This window comes from Nocardia sp. NPDC006044 (assembly GCF_042871115.1).
GTDB lineage: Bacteria > Actinomycetota > Actinomycetes > Mycobacteriales > Mycobacteriaceae > Nocardia.
Genome location: NZ_JBIAID010000001.1, coordinates 3,501,873 through 3,519,474, shown reverse-complemented (window position 1 = coordinate 3,519,474; position 17,602 = coordinate 3,501,873). Strand labels below are relative to the sequence as shown.

The 17,602-nt window shown below is 67.7% G+C and carries 15 protein-coding genes and 1 pseudogene; 9 read left to right on the top strand and 7 right to left on the bottom strand.

All coding sequences use genetic code 11. The features are described 5' to 3' along the window. The first annotated feature begins 5 nt into the window (after positions 1–5). Both ACFYO1_RS16025 and ACFYO1_RS16020 read left to right on the top strand, forming a co-directional pair. On the top strand, positions 6–635 hold the full coding sequence (locus ACFYO1_RS16025; RefSeq protein ID WP_387231119.1) for a TetR/AcrR family transcriptional regulator: 630 nt from the start codon (positions 6–8) through the stop codon (positions 633–635). A 54-nt stretch (positions 636–689) separates the two neighbouring features. Further along, positions 690–1,598: a helix-turn-helix transcriptional regulator gene (locus ACFYO1_RS16020; protein WP_387231117.1), complete on the top strand. Its 909-nt coding sequence runs from the start codon at positions 690–692 to the stop codon at positions 1,596–1,598. Positions 1,599–1,650: 52 nt separating this feature from the next. On the opposite strand, the gene ACFYO1_RS16015 is transcribed toward ACFYO1_RS16020, so the two are convergent. After that, positions 1,651–3,102 (bottom strand): amidase, encoded by a 1,452-nt coding sequence (locus ACFYO1_RS16015; RefSeq protein WP_387231115.1) that lies wholly within the window; start codon positions 3,100–3,102, stop codon positions 1,651–1,653. Positions 3,103–3,347: 245 nt separating this feature from the next. Next, positions 3,348–5,069, bottom strand: coding sequence for a GMC oxidoreductase (locus ACFYO1_RS16010; RefSeq protein ID WP_387231113.1), 1,722 nt, complete (start codon positions 5,067–5,069; stop codon positions 3,348–3,350). 175 nt (positions 5,070–5,244) lie between these two features. On the opposite strand from ACFYO1_RS16010, the gene ACFYO1_RS16005 reads away from it, so the two are divergent. After that, positions 5,245–5,949, top strand: coding sequence for a TetR/AcrR family transcriptional regulator (locus ACFYO1_RS16005; RefSeq protein ID WP_387231111.1), 705 nt, complete (start codon positions 5,245–5,247; stop codon positions 5,947–5,949). 123 nt (positions 5,950–6,072) lie between these two features. Here the strand turns inward: ACFYO1_RS16005 and ACFYO1_RS16000 are convergent, their stop codons facing one another. The 4 genes and pseudogenes from ACFYO1_RS16000 to ACFYO1_RS15985 all read right to left on the bottom strand — a co-directional run. Then, positions 6,073–6,267: a hypothetical protein gene (locus ACFYO1_RS16000; RefSeq protein WP_387231109.1), complete on the bottom strand. Its 195-nt coding sequence runs from the start codon at positions 6,265–6,267 to the stop codon at positions 6,073–6,075. Beyond that, positions 6,264–7,592: a family 1 glycosylhydrolase gene (locus ACFYO1_RS15995; RefSeq protein WP_387231107.1), complete on the bottom strand. Its 1,329-nt coding sequence runs from the start codon at positions 7,590–7,592 to the stop codon at positions 6,264–6,266. Before ACFYO1_RS15995 ends, ACFYO1_RS16000 begins: the two co-directional genes overlap by 4 nt. Positions 7,593–7,973: 381 nt before the next feature. Then, positions 7,974–8,906: a TIGR03621 family F420-dependent LLM class oxidoreductase gene (locus tag ACFYO1_RS15990; RefSeq protein ID WP_387231105.1), complete on the bottom strand. Its 933-nt coding sequence runs from the start codon at positions 8,904–8,906 to the stop codon at positions 7,974–7,976. Between the two features lie 97 nt (positions 8,907–9,003). After that, positions 9,004–11,295 (bottom strand): annotated as a pseudogene (locus ACFYO1_RS15985) (MMPL family transporter); the annotation flags it as partial. 344 nt (positions 11,296–11,639) lie between these two features. Between ACFYO1_RS15985 and ACFYO1_RS15980 the strand changes: the two are divergent. From ACFYO1_RS15980 to ACFYO1_RS15955, 6 genes are all read left to right on the top strand, one after another. Further along, the gene (locus ACFYO1_RS15980) at positions 11,640–12,059 is read left to right on the top strand and encodes a nitroreductase family deazaflavin-dependent oxidoreductase (RefSeq protein WP_387231103.1); all 420 of its coding nucleotides are present in this window, start codon (positions 11,640–11,642) and stop codon (positions 12,057–12,059) included. Positions 12,060–12,160: 101 nt separating this feature from the next. Continuing rightward, positions 12,161–14,455: a molybdopterin-dependent oxidoreductase gene (locus ACFYO1_RS15975; RefSeq protein ID WP_387231101.1), complete on the top strand. Its 2,295-nt coding sequence runs from the start codon at positions 12,161–12,163 to the stop codon at positions 14,453–14,455. 93 nt (positions 14,456–14,548) lie between these two features. Then, on the top strand, positions 14,549–14,971 hold the full coding sequence (locus ACFYO1_RS15970; RefSeq protein WP_387231099.1) for a VOC family protein: 423 nt from the start codon (positions 14,549–14,551) through the stop codon (positions 14,969–14,971). Further along, the gene (locus ACFYO1_RS15965; RefSeq protein WP_387231097.1) at positions 14,931–15,494 is read left to right on the top strand and encodes a DUF2199 domain-containing protein; all 564 of its coding nucleotides are present in this window, start codon (positions 14,931–14,933) and stop codon (positions 15,492–15,494) included. The genes ACFYO1_RS15970 and ACFYO1_RS15965 overlap by 41 nt, the downstream gene beginning before the upstream one ends. A gap of 69 nt (positions 15,495–15,563) precedes the next feature. After that, complete coding sequence (gene lexA, locus ACFYO1_RS15960) at positions 15,564–16,214, top strand: transcriptional repressor LexA (protein ID WP_387231095.1); 651 nt, start codon at positions 15,564–15,566, stop codon at positions 16,212–16,214. A gap of 24 nt (positions 16,215–16,238) precedes the next feature. Beyond that, positions 16,239–17,105, top strand: coding sequence for an NAD-dependent protein deacetylase (locus tag ACFYO1_RS15955; RefSeq protein ID WP_387231094.1), 867 nt, complete (start codon positions 16,239–16,241; stop codon positions 17,103–17,105). 119 nt (positions 17,106–17,224) lie between these two features. Here the strand turns inward: ACFYO1_RS15955 and ACFYO1_RS15950 are convergent, their stop codons facing one another. Continuing rightward, a complete protein-coding gene (locus tag ACFYO1_RS15950; RefSeq protein ID WP_387231092.1) occupies positions 17,225–17,380 on the bottom strand; it encodes a hypothetical protein in 156 nt (51 codons plus the stop codon). Positions 17,381–17,602 lie beyond the last annotated feature (222 nt).

The window sequence follows — 17,602 nt, the reverse complement described above, 5'->3', positions numbered from 1 at the left end:
GGCCGGTGAGCAGCGCAAAGCGGACCCAGGCCGAGCGGCGGACCGGAACGGTCGCCGCACTGCTCGACGCCACCGTCGCCAGCCTGATCGAGGTCGGCTACGCCGGCACCTCCACCCGCACCGTCGCCGAGCGGGCCGGCGTGAGCCAGGGCGCGCAGCAGTACTACTTTCCGTCGAAGGCGGCGCTGGTCGACGCGGCCATGGCCAGGCTCGGGGAACAGCTGTTCGGCGAGTTCGTCACGACGCCCGCGCCGGAGTCCAGCGAACGCGAGGTCGCCGCGGTGATGCTGGATCGCCTGTGGCGGTTGCACTGTCTGCCCATCGCCCCCGCGGTGCTCGAGCTGTTCAACGTCGCGCGCACGGACAGCGAGATCGCCCGCAGCGCAGTCGAACTGACCACCATCGGGATGGACAGCTTCCGCAGGCAGGCCAGGGCAGCGCTGCCCACCTACGCGGAATCCGCGGGCTTCGAGAGCCTGCTGGACATGGCCGTGGCCACCGTCCGCGGCGTCGCGCTGGTGGCCGCGATCCCCGGCGCGGCACCGGAATGGTCGGACTGGGCCGCGATTCGCGAGCACATCCTGAGCGGCCTCGACGCGCTCCTCGACCCGCGGAAGGGAGAGGCCGCGCACTAAAACGGGTACTAGCAGCACCTGGATACCGCTACCGATTTACGGCACGATCAGGGGATGACCGATGTGCTCGATGTGCGGGCGGTGCGCAAAGCGCGCCGCGCGGAACTGGGAACCTTCCTGAAGTCGCGACGAGCCAAGATCTCCCCGGACGACGTCGGGCTGCCACCCGGACCGCGCCGCCGCACACCGGGATTGCGCCGCGAAGAGGTCGCTCAGCTGTCCGGCATCGGCGTCACCTGGTACACCTGGCTCGAGCAGGGCCGCCAGATCAACGTCAGCGTCCAGGTTCTGGACGCGGTCGCCCGGACGCTGGCCTTGGACGACGCCGAACGCGGCCACCTCTACCGCCTCGCCGAGGTGCCGACCGTGCCGAGCCCGCACGCGAACAGCGCACTGCCCGAAGAGATGCAGACCATCCTCGACCACCTGGCGCCGCTGCCCGCCGCCGTGCTCAGCGCGCGATACGACGTGCTGGCCTTCAACGAGCCGTACGCCGCACTGTGCCCGGGGTTCCTGATGGGGGAGCGCAACGTCGCCCGCCGTGTCTTCCTCACCCCGCAGTGCTGCAACACCTACAAGCACTGCTGGGATGACCTGCGCCGCATGGTCGCCTACCTGCGCGGCGCCTACGCGAAGAACCTCGACGACCCGACCTGGCAGGAGTTCATCGAGGAATTGTGCGCCGCCAGCACCGATTTCGCCGCACTGTGGGCGCGCAACGACGTCGCGATCCCGGCCAACCGGATCAAGCAGATCCGCAATCTCGCCGTCGGCCAACTGGAAATGGTCGTCACCAGCATGTCGATCCCCGCAGTAGCCGGCGCCTGGGTCCAGATCTACACCCCGACCGACGAAACCCAATGGGCGCGACTGCGTTCGCTACTCGCGATGACCCCCGAGGAACAGCACGAACCCTGGGCCGAACACCGCAGGCAATACCACTCGGTGCCGACCGCGGTGTGAGCTCCGTACGCGGGACCCGCCCAGAGCGTGCCCGCACGCTACCGATCGGAATCTATTGCGGTGCCTGGAAGCCGCCGATCGCCTGCTCCAGCAATTCGGCCAAGCGCAGCGGGGTGCGGTCTTCGAACATCGGGCCGATGAGTTGCACACCCACCGGCAAGCCCGCGGGGGACAGGCCGGTGGGTATGGCGGTGGCGGGCAGGCCGGGCATGGTGGCCAGGCCGGCCCAGGCGAACTGGTTGAGGAACGGATGGTCGACGCCGTCGATGTCGATCTTCCGTTCACCGACCCCCTTCTCGTGGTCGTGCGGGAACGCCGGGGTCGCGGTGATCGGGCAGACCACGGCGTCGAACTCGGCGAAGACCTGCCGCCAGCCGTGGCGGTGCTGTTCGCGGCGGTTGTTCGCCTGGGCCCAGTCCCGATGGCTGGAAACCATGCCGCGCAACCACATCGTCGCAAGACCCTGATCGTCGGCACTGAGTTCGGCGGCCCGGGCTCGCAGCAGCTCGTAGCGGTCCGCGGGAAAATTCGAGGCGAGGTTCGCGCCCAGTAGCTGCACATACAGCTGCGCGGCCTCGGTCGGATCGGGCAGTAGCGAGGTGTGCCGTTCAACCTTCGCACCCGCGTCGGCGAGCGCGCCTGCCACCCGGTGCACGCCTGCCCGGACTGCGGACGAGGTCGGAATGAGGGGATGCTCGTCGAGGACCAACACCCGGAAATCGCCGAGTTTTTCGTGCCGCGCGGGTGGCAGCGCCAAGTCGTAGGCGACACCGCGGGTCAGCGGATCGGGTCCGGCCATCACGTCCAGCAGGAGCGTGAGGTCGCGGGCGGTGCGGGCCATCGGGCCGAGGACGGCGAGATCGTGTTCGGTCGGCAAGGCGGGCGCGGGCGGCGGAACCATGCCGCGAATCGCCACCAGCCCGAGGGTCGGCTTGTGCGCGTAGACGCCGCAGAAATGGGCAGGGGTGCGCAGCGATCCGGCGATGTCGGAGGCGATGGACAGCGCGCCGAACCCGGATGCCAACGCGGCCGCCGAGCCGCCGGAGGATCCGCCGGGCGTGCGGCTGTGATCCCACGGATTGTTGGTGGTGCCGTAGATCTCGTTGTAGCTCTGCAGGTCTTGCAGCATCAACGGCACGTTGGTCTTGCCGAGAATCACCGCGCCGGCGGCCTTGATCCGCGCGACCTGGACCGCGTCTTCGGCCGGCACGTAGTCCTTGAACTGCGGCATGCCCCAGGTCGTGGGTAAGCCGGCCATGTTGTAGGACTCCTTGACCGTTACCGGGATACCCAGCAACGGCCGATCCTCGCCGCGCGCACGAGCCTCGTCCGCTGCCCGTGCGGCGACCCGCGCATCGGCGAAGTCCGGCACGCAGATCGCGTTGATCACCTTGTCATCGCGCTCGATCCGCGCGATCGCCTCCTCGGTCAGCTCGACCGAGGTCACCTCACCGGCGCGCAAGGCGGCCGAAAGCTCTTCGGCCGCACGAAAACTCCACTCCATTGAATCGACCATACCGGCGAATTCCGGATGTCCGATTCCATGTCGCACGGAATTGCGCCGGTGCCGCGCGTCGTCGCGGAACACGTAGCCGAGCGAGTATTCCACCAGCGCACACGGCCGACAGCGGCACGCGCTCGTCCGGTCGTCGAAGGTGGCTCATCGTAGGTCAACGGCTGCGGTGGGCCGACCCCACCAACGGTGAGCGCGAATGGCCGCTACTCACCGGATGGAAGTCGTCCCGGCGATCAGCCCGCGGCGGGGGTCTCCGTGATCCGCACGATCGGAAGCACCAGCGCGGCAGGCGCGTTCGCGGGCACCACCGGCTTGGCCGGCGCGACCGGAGCGATCTGCTGGTAGCCACTGCCGAGCGCGGGCCGGGTATCCACCTCGCCCTTGTTCGGCCAGTACGCGGCGGCGCGCTCCGCCTGAGCGGTGATGGTGAGCGACGGGTTCACACCGAGATTGGCCGAGACCGCCGCGCCATCGACGACGCTGAGCGTCGGATAGCCGTACACCCGGTGGTAGCCATCGATCACGCCGTGTTCCGCGTCGGCGCCGATCACCGCGCCGCCGAGGAAGTGGGCGGTGAGCGGAATGTTGAAGATCTCGCCCCAACTGCCGCCCGCGATGCCGCCGATCTTGGCGGCCACCCGGCGGGTGACATCGTTGCCCACCGGAATCCAGGTCGGATTCGGTTCGCCGTGCCCCTGTTTGCTGGTCAGCTTGCGGCCGAACAGCCCGCGCTTGGTGTAGGTGGTGATCGAGTTGTCCAGGTGCTGCATGACCAGCGAGATGATGGTCCGCTCGCTCCAGTCCTTGGTGCTCAGGAAGCTCAGCAGGTCCATCGGACGGCGCAGCAGGATACCGAGGAAGCGCAACCAGCGCGGAATGCGGCCGCCGCCGTCCACCATCAGCGTCTGCAACAGGCCCATCGCGTTGGAACCCTTGCCGTACCGGACCGGCTCGATGTGCGTGTCCGGCGTCGGGTGGATCGACGAGGTGATCGCGACGCCCTTGGTGAAATCAACACCCGGCGTGACCTTTTTGGTCGCCGCGCCGACGATCGATTCGGAGTTGGTACGGGTCAGCTGGCCGAGCCGGTCGGAAAGCTCCGGCAGCGCGCCCTTGTCCCGCATGGCGAACAGCAGCTGCTGAGTGCCGCGGGTGCCCGCCGCGAGGACCACGTTCGCGGCGCTGAACGTCTTGGGCTGCTTGCGCACCCACGCGCCGGTGCGGGCGGTGGACACGTCCCAGGTGCCGTCCGGATGCGGGCGCAGGTCGGTCACGGTGGTCATCGGAATGACTTCCGCCCCGGCCTTTTCCGCCAGGTAGAGGTAGTTCTTCACGAGCGTGTTCTTGGCGCCGAACTTGCAGCCGACCATGCAGTCACCGCATTCGACGCAGCCGGTCCGTTCCGGCCCGACGCCGCCGAAGTAGGGGTCCGCCACCGTCTTTCCGGGTTCGCCGAAGAACACGCCGACCGGGGTCTGCACGAACGTGTCGCCGACGCCGAGGTCGTCGGCGACCTGTTTGAACACCTCGTCGGCCGGGGTCATGTGCGGGTTGCGCACCACGCCGAGCATCTTCTGCGCGCGCTCGTAGTACGGCGCGAGTTCGGTCTGCCAGTCGGTGATGTCGCGCCACTGCGCGTCTCGGAAGAACGGCTCCGGCGGCACGTACAGGGTGTTGGCGTAGTTCAGCGACCCGCCGCCGACCCCGGCGCCGCCGAGGATGAGCACATCGCGCAGCAGGTGGATGCGCTGGATGCCGTAGCAGCCGAGCTTCGGCGCCCAGAGGAACTTCTTCAGCTCCCAGCTGTTCTTCGGTAGTTCGTCGTCGGCGAACCGCTGGCCTGCCTCGAGCACGCCGACTTTGTAGCCCTTCTCGACCAGCCGGAGTGCGGTGACGCTGCCACCGAAGCCAGATCCGACGATGAGGACGTCGAAGTCCGTTGCTCGCTGGTCCATAGGAAGCTCCTCGATCGGGTCGCCAGTGACTCGGCTAACACTACTACTCAGTAGGTTGTGCGCCGAACCAGGGCGTGTGCCCCGGTTTTGGTCCGCCGACGCTCGCCTTCGCCGAGTTGCAAGAGCAGTGCTCACTGTTGTTGACAACGCTCTCCGGGTATTGCACCGTGAACGGATGCCGACGACTCCGCGCGCCCGAGCGAGGGCCCAGACCATGAACGACATAGTCCGGATCGGCCGGGAACATCTGGCCACCGAGGGGGCGGCGGCCCTCTCGCTCCGCGCGGTCGCCCGCGACCTCGGCGTCGTCTCGTCGGCCGTCTACCGCTACGTCAGCAGCCGCGACGAACTACTCACCCTGCTCGTCATCGACGGCTACAACGCGCTCGGCGACGCGGTCGACGCCGCGCTGGCCGACGCGCCCGACGACCCGATCGAGCGGATGCGCGTCCTCGCCCGCGCCGTGCGCCGCTGGGCGCACGCCGAACCCGCCCATTACGGACTGCTTTTCGGCACCCCGGTCCCCGGCTACGACGCCCCCGCCGACCAAACCATGGCACCCGGCACGCGGGTCATCATCACCCTGCAATCCCTCTTCGACCGCGCCTACCGCGCGGGCCAACTCCGGCCCCCCGCTCCCGAGGTCCGGGTAACCGCGCCGCTCGCAACGAGTTTCGCCCAGATCCGCGCCGAACTGAACGTCGACATCCCCGACTGGCTGATAGTCCGCGGCGTAACCTTCTGGGCCGCCCTCTTCGGCACCGTCAGCGCCGACCTCTTCGACATGTACGGCGCCGAAACCTTCGCCGACCGCGACGAACTCTTCGAACTCCAACTGGACGGCCTGTTGGACATGCTCGGCTACCGTCCAATCCCCTGACCGCGCATCGGCTCGCGCGGCACACGTACGCCTTCTGATCTCCCGCACCAGGACTTGCCGCGCAAACACGCGTGCGTATGTCAAAAGTGGTGCGGCTGTGTGGTTTTGCCGCGCGGAAGGTGGTCAGTCTTCGCTACTGCGCCGGTTGCCAACGAAGCGCAAAAGGGCGGGGTCGGCGGAGGTGAATCGGTCGACTTCTTGGCCGCCGGTGCAGTCGTAGAGGCCGATGGTCAGTCCGTCCGGGCGGCGGGAGAGGACGCGCCAGAGGGCTCCGGAATCCTGCCAGCGCTGGAGAACGGCGGTGGGGTCTGCGCTCATCGGGGGACGGTGACCGGGTCGAGGCAGCTGGCGGCGGCGTCGACGAAGGAGCAGGGTTGGGGGGCTCGGGTGGGGCGATAGCCCGGGGGTACGCCGCCGGCCTGGGTGATCGCGGTGTAGGCGGCGACGGCGTCGGTGGGCCTGCGGGTGAGGGCGGGGTCGGTGCGCACGTCGACCGTGTACAGGCCGAAACGTGGGGTGTAGGAACCCCATTCGTAGTTGTCGGTGAGGCTCCAATAGTTGTAGCCGATGACGTTCATGCCGTCGGCCACGGCGCGTTGCAGCCAGTAGATCGTGTCGCGGAGGTTGTCGGCGCGGGTGTAACCGTCGGCTCGAGGTGCGCCGTTCTCGGTCGGCATGCCGTTTTCGACGATGTAGAGCGGCTTTCCGGGGAACTGGCGGGCGTAGTGCTGGAGGGCGTAGTAGATGCCCTCGGGCTGAAGCGGCTGGGTCCAGAGCCGTTCGAAGTCGGGTGGGCCGGCCAGCAGGGATTCGGGGGAGAGGCCGTAGTAGTAGTCGATGCCGACGTAGTCGAGCCGGCCGCCGATCTTGTCGAGCAGCGGTTTGTTGATCAGGTCCTCTCCGGTGGGGATGTAGGCGACGTTGCTGGTGACCTGCGCGCCGGGCTGCACCGCGTGGATGTAGTCGTAGATTCCGTTGTGCGCCTGCGCGATTCGATCGTGCATCGCCGGGATGTCGAGCGGCGAGACGCCGCCCTTCTGGAGCTCGTTGACGATGTAGAAGGTCGGCTCGTTGAAGGTGACCCACAGCGGGTCGGCCGAGGCGTAGCGGTCGACGAGGGTGCGGGCGTTGGCGAGCCAGTCCTCGACGATGCCCGCGTTGCGCCAGCCGCCGCGGTCGACCTCCCAGCCTGGATAGACCCAGTGATCGATGGTAAGCATCGGCCGCATGCCCGCCGCGGTGATCGCGGCGATCACGTTGTCGTAGAAGCGGAGTCCGTTCTCGTCCCACTCGCCGGGCCGCGGTTGCACGCGGGCCCACTCGAGGCCGATCCGGTAGACCCGCACGCCCAGCTGCGCGGCCAGGGCGATGTCGGAGCGGTAGCGGGTGAAGAAGTCGATCGAATCACCGTAGGGGTCATGGGTTTTCCCGGCGGCGACGTAGCGCGACCAGTTGCTGTCGGGTGCGTGCCCTTCGGACTGGTATCCGGATGCGGCTACACCCCAGCGGAAGTCGGCGCCGAGCGGCGCGACCTGCGCGGGCGGTTCCGGTCGCGCGGCGCCGACGGCGGTGCTGCCGACGACGAGGGCCATCGTGGCGGCCGCGAGGGTGGCCAAGACGTGGCGACGACGTGGTGATCGCATCTGACTCCTGTTCAACGGGGTGACCGGGGCCATGGACCTGGGGGACAGCGTAACTGGTCGTATGTCCGTTTCGGGGGGAAGTGGGTTGTCGGGAGAGTAGGGGAGACGGCTGGTAGGGGAGATCTTTCGAAGAGGGAGGGGAGTAGCGGCAGTTCGCCATGACTTCGGCTGGGGGACGGTGGGTTCCGGAAACCTCCTCTCTGAGGGCTCAACTGGTAAGCGGTCCGTATAGATCAGAATAATACATCTGGTTACGTAGATATGCGCATCTACGCATGCTGTTTCCTCAATCAACAACAATCACCACTCACCACACATTCGAACACAAGACCCAGCCCTCTCACCGGCACAGACAAGAGGGGGCGGGCCAGGCGTAGCTACTCAGCTACGAGCGAGTGCTTCGAGCAGCTGGGCACCGGCCGTCCGGGCAGCGGCACGCATGACGAATCGATCGAACCCCCAACGCTTCTGATGCCCACGCAACTCGCTGACCAGCTCATCGATTGTCCCGATCAACACATACGGCGAGTCGAGCAACTCGGCCGCACTGGTCGTCGGAATGTCTTCGGCGAACCGCGCACAGGCACCCTCCGCGTCATCGGTGATCTCCACGTGCTGCACCAGCGCCTCGAACGCCGGCGCCCGCCCGGCCTGATCCGCGGCGTTCCGCGCGATCTCGACCTGCGCGTCGATCTGATCGCGACTCCACCGGGTCTCATGACTACGACCGTCGGGCAACGTCCGCCCGAGCCCGGAGAACCCGACGATGTCCGCGGTGGCCGCCGCGTATCGAAGCACGCGGGTTCCGTTGCCGCCGACCAGAACGGGCACCGGCTGCTGCACCGGCCGGGGCAGCGCCAGCACAGCGTCGTGCAGCTGAACATGCGCACCCGCGAACGTCACCGTCTCGCCGGCGAGCAACCGCCGCGTGGTGCCGGTGACCTCGATCATCCGCGCCACCCGGTCCGCCGCGGACGGATGCGCCCGCCCCTGCATGGTCCATTCCGCCGGATTGTGGCCGGCCCCGATGCCGAACAGCGCCCGTCCGCCGGACATCGCATCGAGCGTGCCGACCTCGCCGGCGAGCAGCAGTGGTTCCCACATCCCGGCATTGACCACGTTGGTCCCGAGCCGGATCGTCTCGGTGGCCGTCGCGGCCGCGGCGAGCGCGACGAACGGTGCGACGAACACCCCGGGATGGTCGGGCACCATCAGCGCGTCGAAGCCTTCCGCCTCGCACCCGCGGGCGAAGTCCGGCCAGGACCCGACCTCCATCACATTGGCGGTCATCGAGAATTTGATCGGAGCGTTCATGCTCGCCTCCCTTCGAGCCGCTCACGCTAATTCGGTTACTCCGATGCCGGAACCGATTCCGCTACGGGCGAATTCAGTGGTTGCCGTGCTCCGCGCCGACGATCGGGAGTTGCACGGTGACGGGGTCGGTGACGGGTGTGGTCTCGACGAGGTCGGTCATGCCGCGGGTGCCGGGGTGTTCGTCGTCGAGCACGGGTTCGCCGAGGCCGACGCGCTGCTGGAGTCGTTTCATCCAGGCCGGCGCCCACCAGCAGTCGTCGCCGAGCAGTTTCATGATGGCGGGGACCAGCAGCATGCGCAGGATGGTGGCGTCGATGAACAGCGCGGCGATCATGCCGTAGGCGATGTACTGCATCATCACCAGATCGGAGAAGGCGAACGCGCCGGTGACGACGAGCAGGATCAGCGCGGCGGCGGTGATGATGCCGCCGGTGTGCGCGGTGCCGATGCGGACGGCCTCGGTGGTGGTCGCGCCCTTGGCACGGGCTTCGACCATGCGCGACAGCAGGAATACCTCGTAGTCGGTGGAGAGCCCGTAGATGATGGCGATGATCAGGATGAGCACGTTGGCTTGGATCGGCTGGGGGGTGAAGTTGAGCAGTCCCGAGCCGTGGCCGTCGACGAAGATGAGGGTGAGGATGCCCAGGGTGGATCCGAGGCCGAGCACGCTCATGAGGGCGGCCTTGATCGGGAGTACGAGGGAGCCGAAGGTCAGGAACATGAGGATGGTGGTGAGCAGCAGGACCACGACGACCATGAACGGTACGCGGCCCAGCATGCCGTCGATGGAGTCCTTCTTGAACGCGGGTTGGCCGCCGACGAGCATGGTGACGTCGTCGGGCAGGTCCATGGCGCGCAGGTAGTCGATGGTCTCGTCGGCCGCGGCCGTGTCGGTGGAGTCGGCCAGTTGTGCTTCGGTGCGGTAGACGCCCGGTCGCAGGGTGGAGGCGGTCGGTGTGGCGAATTCGCCTGGTACGCCGGGTCTGAGGTCGGCGAGTCCGGGTGCTCGATTCGCCAGTTTGACCGCCGCGCCGATGGCGTTGCGGTGGGCTTGGCGGTTCTCGTCGGTGTCTTCGGTGACGAAGACCAGCTGCACGGGGTCGGACTTGCGCTTGGGGAAGGTGGCGTCGAATTCCTGCTGGGCGGTCCGGGTCGGATTGTCCGGTGGCAGATAGGTTTCGCTGAAGGTGCCGAAGGCGATGTTCTTGACCGGGATGATCAGCAGCAGCAGGCCGAGGATCAGCGGGATGGCGATCTTCTTCGGGTGCTGCATCACCCAGCGGGTGCTGCGTCCCCAGAGTCCGTTCTCGACTTCCTCGGCGGTTTTGGTGCGGCTGAAGCGTTTGATGCCGAGCAGGTCGACGCGCGGTCCGAGGATGCTGAGGATGGCGGGCAGGATGGTGATGGCCGAGAGCGCGGCGAGCGAGACGGTCGCGATGGAACCGTAGGCGAGCGAGCGCAGGAAGCCCTGCGGGAAGAACAGCATGCCGCCGAGGCTGATGACGATCATGGTGGCGGAGAAGACGACGGTGCGGCCTGCGGTCATCACGGTGCGGCGCACGGCGATCGGGGTTTCGTAGCCTTCGGCGATTTCTTCGCGGAAGCGGCTGACGATGAACAGGCCGTAGTCGATCGCGAGGCCGAGGCCGATCATCGTGACGACGCTGGAGACGAACGAGTTGACCTGGGTGAACTCGGTGATGATGCGGACGATGCCGTTGGCGCTGATGATGGTGAGGCCGCCGAGGATCAGCGGCAGGGCCGCGGCGACGAGGCCGCCGAAGACGAAGAAGAGCAGGATCGCGACGGCGGGCAGGGCGAGCAGTTCCATGCGGTGCAGGTCGTCGGCGAGGGTGTCGGTGAGGGCGCCGGCGATCGGTTGCAGTCCGGCGACCTGGACGTCGACGCCGGGGATGGCGAAGACGTCCTTGACCACCCGGAAGTTGTTGACGAGGTCGGTGTCGTTGTCGCCTTTGATGGCGACGGAGGCGAATGCGCGGTTCTCGTCGGGTTTGCCGAAGAAGGTGGGGTTGCCGAGGGCTGCTTCGGTCTGCCAGTAGGCGCCGTTGATCTTGTCGATCTGGGGGTATTTCTTGGGCAGGTTGTTCAGGCTGTCCACGATCGGGGCGCTGAATGCGGGATCGTCGAGTTTCACCCCGGGTGGGGCGGTGTAGACCAGGAGTACGTCGGCGCCGTGGTCGCGCAGGAACGCGTCGTCGGCGATTCGGGCGGCGTGCGCGGATTCGGAGGTCGGGTCGTCGAATCCGCTGGCGCCGAGGTGGTTTCCGAGGTCGTAGCCGTATCCGCCGAGTGCGAGCATGCTCGCGCCGACGATGCCGATGACGAGAAATCGGAACCGGTGGACGAAGTCTCCCCAGCGGGTGAACATCAGGCGGCTCTTCGGGGGTGCGGGCAGGTCGGTCGGGCGGGGAGCGGCCTGGGGGCACCGATCATCAAGAGATTGCATCCTTCCGGTGGTCGCGCCCGATGTGCGCGCTATCCAACGTACCGGTGTGGCAGAGCGCTCTTCCTGAGAGTTTTGCCAGGAAATGCCGGGGGCGGCTCGTCGATCGGGGAGCGTTGTCGGTCAACGGCTTTGCGTGATGTGGTGTGACATGCCCCTCGGTCGTGGCCTGCCGCTGCCGGTTCGTCAGGAGGACGTGTCAGGATTCTGGCATGGTGTCGAATCCGCTGCCTCGGGTTGCTCGCAGGTTGGCTCAACAGCGCTGGGTCATGCGCACGGCGCCCGTCGTCATCCCGGCCGAGCGTGCGGTTCGGCGCTGGACCGACGGCCGGAGGGGTGTGCTGGATCTGGTCGGACTGCCGTCGATCGAGGTGACCGTCGCGGGGCGTAAGACCGGTATCGCGCGGACCACGTCGCTGCTGTATGTCCCGCGCGGGGACGATTTCCTGGTCATGGGTTCGAACTGGGGTAGCCCGAAACATCCGGTGTGGTCGTCGAATCTGCGGGCCGCGAGTACCGCCACGGTCCGGCACAAGGGGGAGCAGTTCGCGGTGTCGGTCACCGAGCTGACCGGTGCCGAGCGCAAACTCGCCTGGGATCTGGCCGTCGAATTCTGGCCGGGGTACGAGATGGAGTACGAGCTCTCCGGTGGTCGTCAGTTCCGGATCTTCGAGCTGCGTCGCGTCTGAGGTCGAGCCGAAAGGTGTTCGCGGCGTCGATGTCTCGGGGTTGAGCCGAACGCCGCCGAGGTGGCCGCCCGATTGTCGGTGGGCCGGGTTACGGTGGGTCGGTGACCACGCATCTGACGCACTGGGGCGCCTTCGAGGCCGACAGCGATGGGGAGCGGCTGACCGCGGTCCGGCCGTGGCACGGTGATCCGGAGCCGATGCGGCTGATCGAGAATGTGGCCTCCGCGCAGCATCATCCGACCAGGGTCGATCAGCCCTATGTGCGGCAGGGCTGGTTGGCGCACGGGCCGGTAGCGCCTGGGCGCGGGGAAGATCCGTTCGTGCCGGTGTCGTGGGACGAGGCACTGGATCTGCTGGCCGGCGAGCTGGGGCGGGTGTATCGCGAGCACGGGGCCGAGGCCGTGTACGGCGGGTCCTACGGGTGGGCGAGCGCGGGGCGGTTCCATCACGCGCAGAGTCAGTTGCATCGGTTCCTGAACTGCCTCGGCGGGTATGTGCGCCATGTCAACAGTTACAGCCTCGGGGTGTCGCAGGTGCTGATGCCGCATGTGCTCGGGCATCTCGGATTGGTGCTCGAACAGGCGACGGCGAAGACGGTGCTGGCCGAGCACACGGAGCTGGTGGTGGCGTTCGGCGGGTTGTCGCCGAAGAACGCGGGGGTGGCGCCGGGCGGGGTGTCGCGGCACAACATGCGGGGGTGGATCGGCGACGCGCGGGCGCGTGGCTGCCGGTTCGTGTCGGTCGCGCCGTTGCGTGACGACATCGCGGCCGAGGCGGAAGCGGAGTGGCTCGCGCCGCGGCCGGGTAGCGATACCGCGCTGATGTTGGCGTTGGCGCAGGTGCTGGACGCGGAGGGGTTGGCGGACAAGGCGTTTCTGGACAAGTACACGGTGGGCTATGAGCGGTTCATCGGCTATGTGCGTGGTGCGGACGGGACGGTCAAGTCTCCGGAGTGGGCCGCGGCGCTCACCGGGTTGCCTGCCGAGCGCATCCGGGCGCTCGCGCGGGAGATGGCCGGTGCGCGGACGTTCGTGACGGTCAGCTGGTCGTTGCAGCGCGCGCAGTACGGTGAGCAGCCGCTGTGGCTGGGGGTGGTGCTCGCGGCGATGCTCGGCCAGATCGGGTTGCCCGGCGGCGGGTTCGGGCACGGCTACGGGTCGGCGGCCAGCGTCGGTGAGCCCGCGCGGGAGTTCTCGCCGCCGCGGCTGCCGCAGGGACTCAACCGCGTCGACAGTTTCATTCCGGTCGCGCGTATCGCCGATATGCTGCTCGAACCCGGACGGCCCTTCGACTACGACGGGCAGCACCTGACCTACCCCGATATCCGGCTGGTCTACTGGGCCGGCGGGAATCCCTTTCACCACCACCAGGATCTGGCCCGGCTGCGCACCGCGTTCGCCCGGCCCGAGACGGTGATCGTGCACGATCCGTTCTGGACCTCGACCGCCCGGCATGCCGATTTCGTCATCCCCTCGACCATGTCGATCGAACGTGACGACTACGGCGCCGGGGAGAACGACCGCGTCCTGTTTCCGATGAAGGCGATCACCCGCCCGCACGGCGATGCGCGCGACGACTACGCGACCTTCGGTGAGCTGGCCGAACGTCTCGGCGTGGGTAAGGAATTCACCGAGGGCCGCACCGCGGGCGAATGGCTGCGCCATCTCTACGAGGAATGGCGGCTCCGCCACACCGGACACGACCTGCCCGACTTCGACACGTTCTGGGCCAGCGAGCACATCGAACTTCCGGTGCCCGATCCGCGGCAGGTCCTGTGCGCAGACTTCCGCGCCGATCCCGAACGGTTTCCGCTCGGCACGCCGAGCGGGCGGATCGAGATCTTCTCCGAGACCATCGACAGCTTCGGCTACGCCGACTGCCCTGGTCACCCGACCTGGCTCGAACCGGAAGAATGGTTGGGCGGTCCGGCCGCCGCGGAGTTCCCGCTGCAGCTGGTCGCCAATCAGCCACGCACCAAGCTGCACAGCCAGCTCGATGTGGGCGAGTTCAGCCGATCCGCGAAAATCGCGGGCCGCGAACCGGTTCGGCTGCACCCCGACGACGCCGCGGCCCGCGGCCTGCGCGAGGGCGAGGTCGTCCGTATCCGCAGCCCGCGCGGCGCCTGTCTGGCCGGTCTGGTCATCGATGACGCCGTCGGTCAGGGTGTAGCTCAACTCTCCACCGGCGCCTGGTACGACCCCGATCCCGCCGACCCCACCTTCTGCCGCCACGGCAACCCCAACGTTCTCACCCCGGACCGCCCCTCCTCGACCCTGAGTCAGGGCTGCGCCGGCCAACTCTCACTGGTCGAAATCGAACGATACGAAGCCTCCGCTCCCGCCCTGGCCGTGGACCGACCTCCCACCACCGTCGCCGAACCTCCGCTGGTCGGCTGATCAGGAGGAACTGGCGCAGGCATCGGTCGGGAGGGCGGCAACCTCAGTTCCCTGTGATCGGGTGTCCAGTCAGGGAGCGCGGGACCGGATCAATTGGGCTGCATCGGGACTGGGGGCGCGGATAGGCTCGCCGGCATGATTCTTCGCCACGTCACGATCGACTGTGCCGATCCCTATAAGCTGGCGTCGTTCTGGAGTTCCGTCACCGGGTGGTCGATGTCGGACGAGGACGAAGTGGATGACGACGAGGTGCTGCTGGTCGCGCCGTCGCCGGTGCCGGGGCTTTTGTTCATCCGGGTGCCGGAGGGGAAGACGGTGAAGAACCGGATCCACTTCGATTGGATGCCGACCGAACGGACCCGCGACGAGGAAGTCGAGCGGCTGACCGGGATGGGCGCGACACTGTATGCGGATCACCGTACCGCCGACGGTCGCGGGTGGGTCACCCTCCTCGACCCCGAAGGGAACGAATTCTGTGTCGAGCGAAGCACATCCGAGCGGAAAGCCGAGGGCTGAACCGGGCCGTGCGCATGGGCACGACGGGGAATTCGGCTGCTGTCCGACCTGCGGGCACGACCTCGACCGCCACGACCGGCACATCCGGTTCCGGCTACCCGACCCGGTGCTCGAGCTGCCCGACCGGGAGTCGACCGCCGGCCTGTGGATGACCGGACCGACGCCGGACGCTTCGGTGATGATGCAGGTGCCGCGGCTGGGTGCGTTCGTCCGGGTGCTGCTGCCCATCGAGCTGACCGCGGGCTACACCCTGACCTACGGCCTCTGGCTGGCCATCGATCCGCGCGAGCTCACCCACATCTTCGAGATCTGGTACGCACCCGAATACCCCGGGCTGGTGGTCAACGGGTGGCTGGCGAACGCGATCGAGCCGTGGGGCCTGCTCGCGTCGCCGGTTGTCGCGACCGTCCGCGACGCCGACCAGACACCCTACTGCGCACGCTCCAGCGATCCACTGCTCGACCGTGTCCTGCACGAGCGGTGGCCGCACGAGCTGTTCCTCGACGAGCTCGGCAGAGCCTGAACCGGACGCGCGACACTCCGTAATGACCTGTGCGACCGGGTAATCGGCGCCGGCCTCTACGATGCCCCGGTGACCTACGACGACCTCGAGCATCTCGACACCTCCCGTCTGCCGGAGCGCCAGCAGCGCATCCTGGCCACCATCCGCGACTGGGTGGTGCGCGAGGGCTACGCGCCGAACTCCCGGCAGATCGGGGACGCGGTGGGGTTGCGGTCCTCGTCGTCGGTGTCCAAGCATCTGAACAGCCTCGAGGAGAAGGGTTTCCTGCGGCGCAGCGAGACGATGTCGCGGCCGATCGATGTACGGATGTTCCTGCAAGGGTCGGCGCCGCGGGAGACCGACGAGGATTCGGTGGCGGTGCCGGTGGTCGGTGACATCGCGGCGGGCACGCCGATCCTGGCCGAGGAGCACACCGACGACATGGTGACGATGTCGCGTCAGCTGGTCGGGCGCGGCACGGTGTTCGGTCTGCGGGTGCGCGGGGATTCGATGATCGACGCGGCGATCTGCGACGGCGACATCGTGGTGGTGCGCCAGCAGAACGAGGCGCATTCGGGGGAGATCGTGGCCGCGATGATCGACGGCGAGGCGACGGTGAAGGTGTACCGGCGGCGCAACGGCCACGTGTATCTCGAGCCGCGCAACCCCGCGTACGAGGTCATCGACGGGGACGAGGCCGCGGTGCTGGGCAAGGTCGTCTCGGTGATGCGGCGAGTCTGATCGGCGGCGTCGTACGCTGAGATGATGTCGGACATCACGGAACCGGACCTGCGGCGTGCGGTCGAGTTGCTGGCCGGTCGGCGGGTGGTCGTGCTGACCGGTGCCGGGGTGTCGACCGACAGCGGCATCCCGGACTATCGCGGTCCGTCCTCGCCGCCGCGCAACCCGATGACCTATCAGCAGTTCGTCGGCGACGCGGTGTTCCGGCAGCGGTACTGGGCGCGTAACCACATCGGGTGGCGGCGGATGGATGCGTCGCGGCCGAACCCGGGGCATCGCGCGCTGGCCCGGCTCGAGCGCAGCGGTGTGGTCAGCGGGTTGATCACCCAGAATGTCGATCTGCTGCACACGAAAGCCGGGCATCGCCGGGTGATCGATCTGCACGGCACCTATGCGCGGGTTCGCTGCCTGGGCTGTGCGGCTTTGATGTCGCGGATGGCGTTGGCCGAGTTGCTGGAGGCGGCGAATCCGGGGTTCGCCGAGGGGGCGACGACGAACGGGGTGGAGGTCGCGCCCGACGCCGACGCGGTTGTCGCGGACACCGGCAGTTTCCGGATGGTCGATTGCGCGCAGTGCGGGGGAATGCTGAAGCCCGACATCGTGTATTTCGGGGAGAACGTACCGAAGGATCGGGTCGCGGCGGCGTTCGAACTGGTCGACGAGGCGGATGCGTTGCTCGTCGCGGGCTCGTCGCTGACCGTCATGTCCGGATTGCGATTCGTGCGGCACGCGGCCAAACGCGGCCTGCCGGTGGTGATCGTCAACAGAGGGAACACTCGCGGAGACGAGTTGGCCTCGCTCACCGTCGACGCCGGATGTTCGACGGTACTTGTCGCGCTTGCCGACAGTCTCGGTGATGCGCGCGTACTCGCTGGATCAGCGTCGGCGTAGTCGGGTCTTGTTGCGGCACAGATGCTTCGTTGCAGTGACTGTGTGTTGGCAACTCGAGCCGTTATAGTCGCTGCTCGCTATCTGCCCCGGACCGAACACACGCCGGCTGGTTCGCCGAATCAGGCTGCGGCGAGGGCTTCGCGGTCGACCAGATCGCCGTCCTGGCGGGAGGCGGCATCGTTGGCTCCGATGATGTACCCGGGTTCGGGGATTGCGGAGGATTGCCCGGCGAATGATTGTGCGACGCCGGCGCGCTGGTCGTTGAACTGCAGCAACAGCACACTGTTCCGAGCGGCCGGCGAACCCCGCGATTCCTGTTGCCGCAGTGCGCAAACACCCGCGGGTGGATTGGTGCCGTGCGAGCGTGGGCCGCCGACTGTGCGCGATCACCGACAACGGCGTTTGCGGTCGATGCAAATAAGCAACCTGTGCCGACTGCCGCGAGCCGGAATTCTTTCCACCTCAACTTATATCGCGCGGGTGGGCTTGCGGCAAGG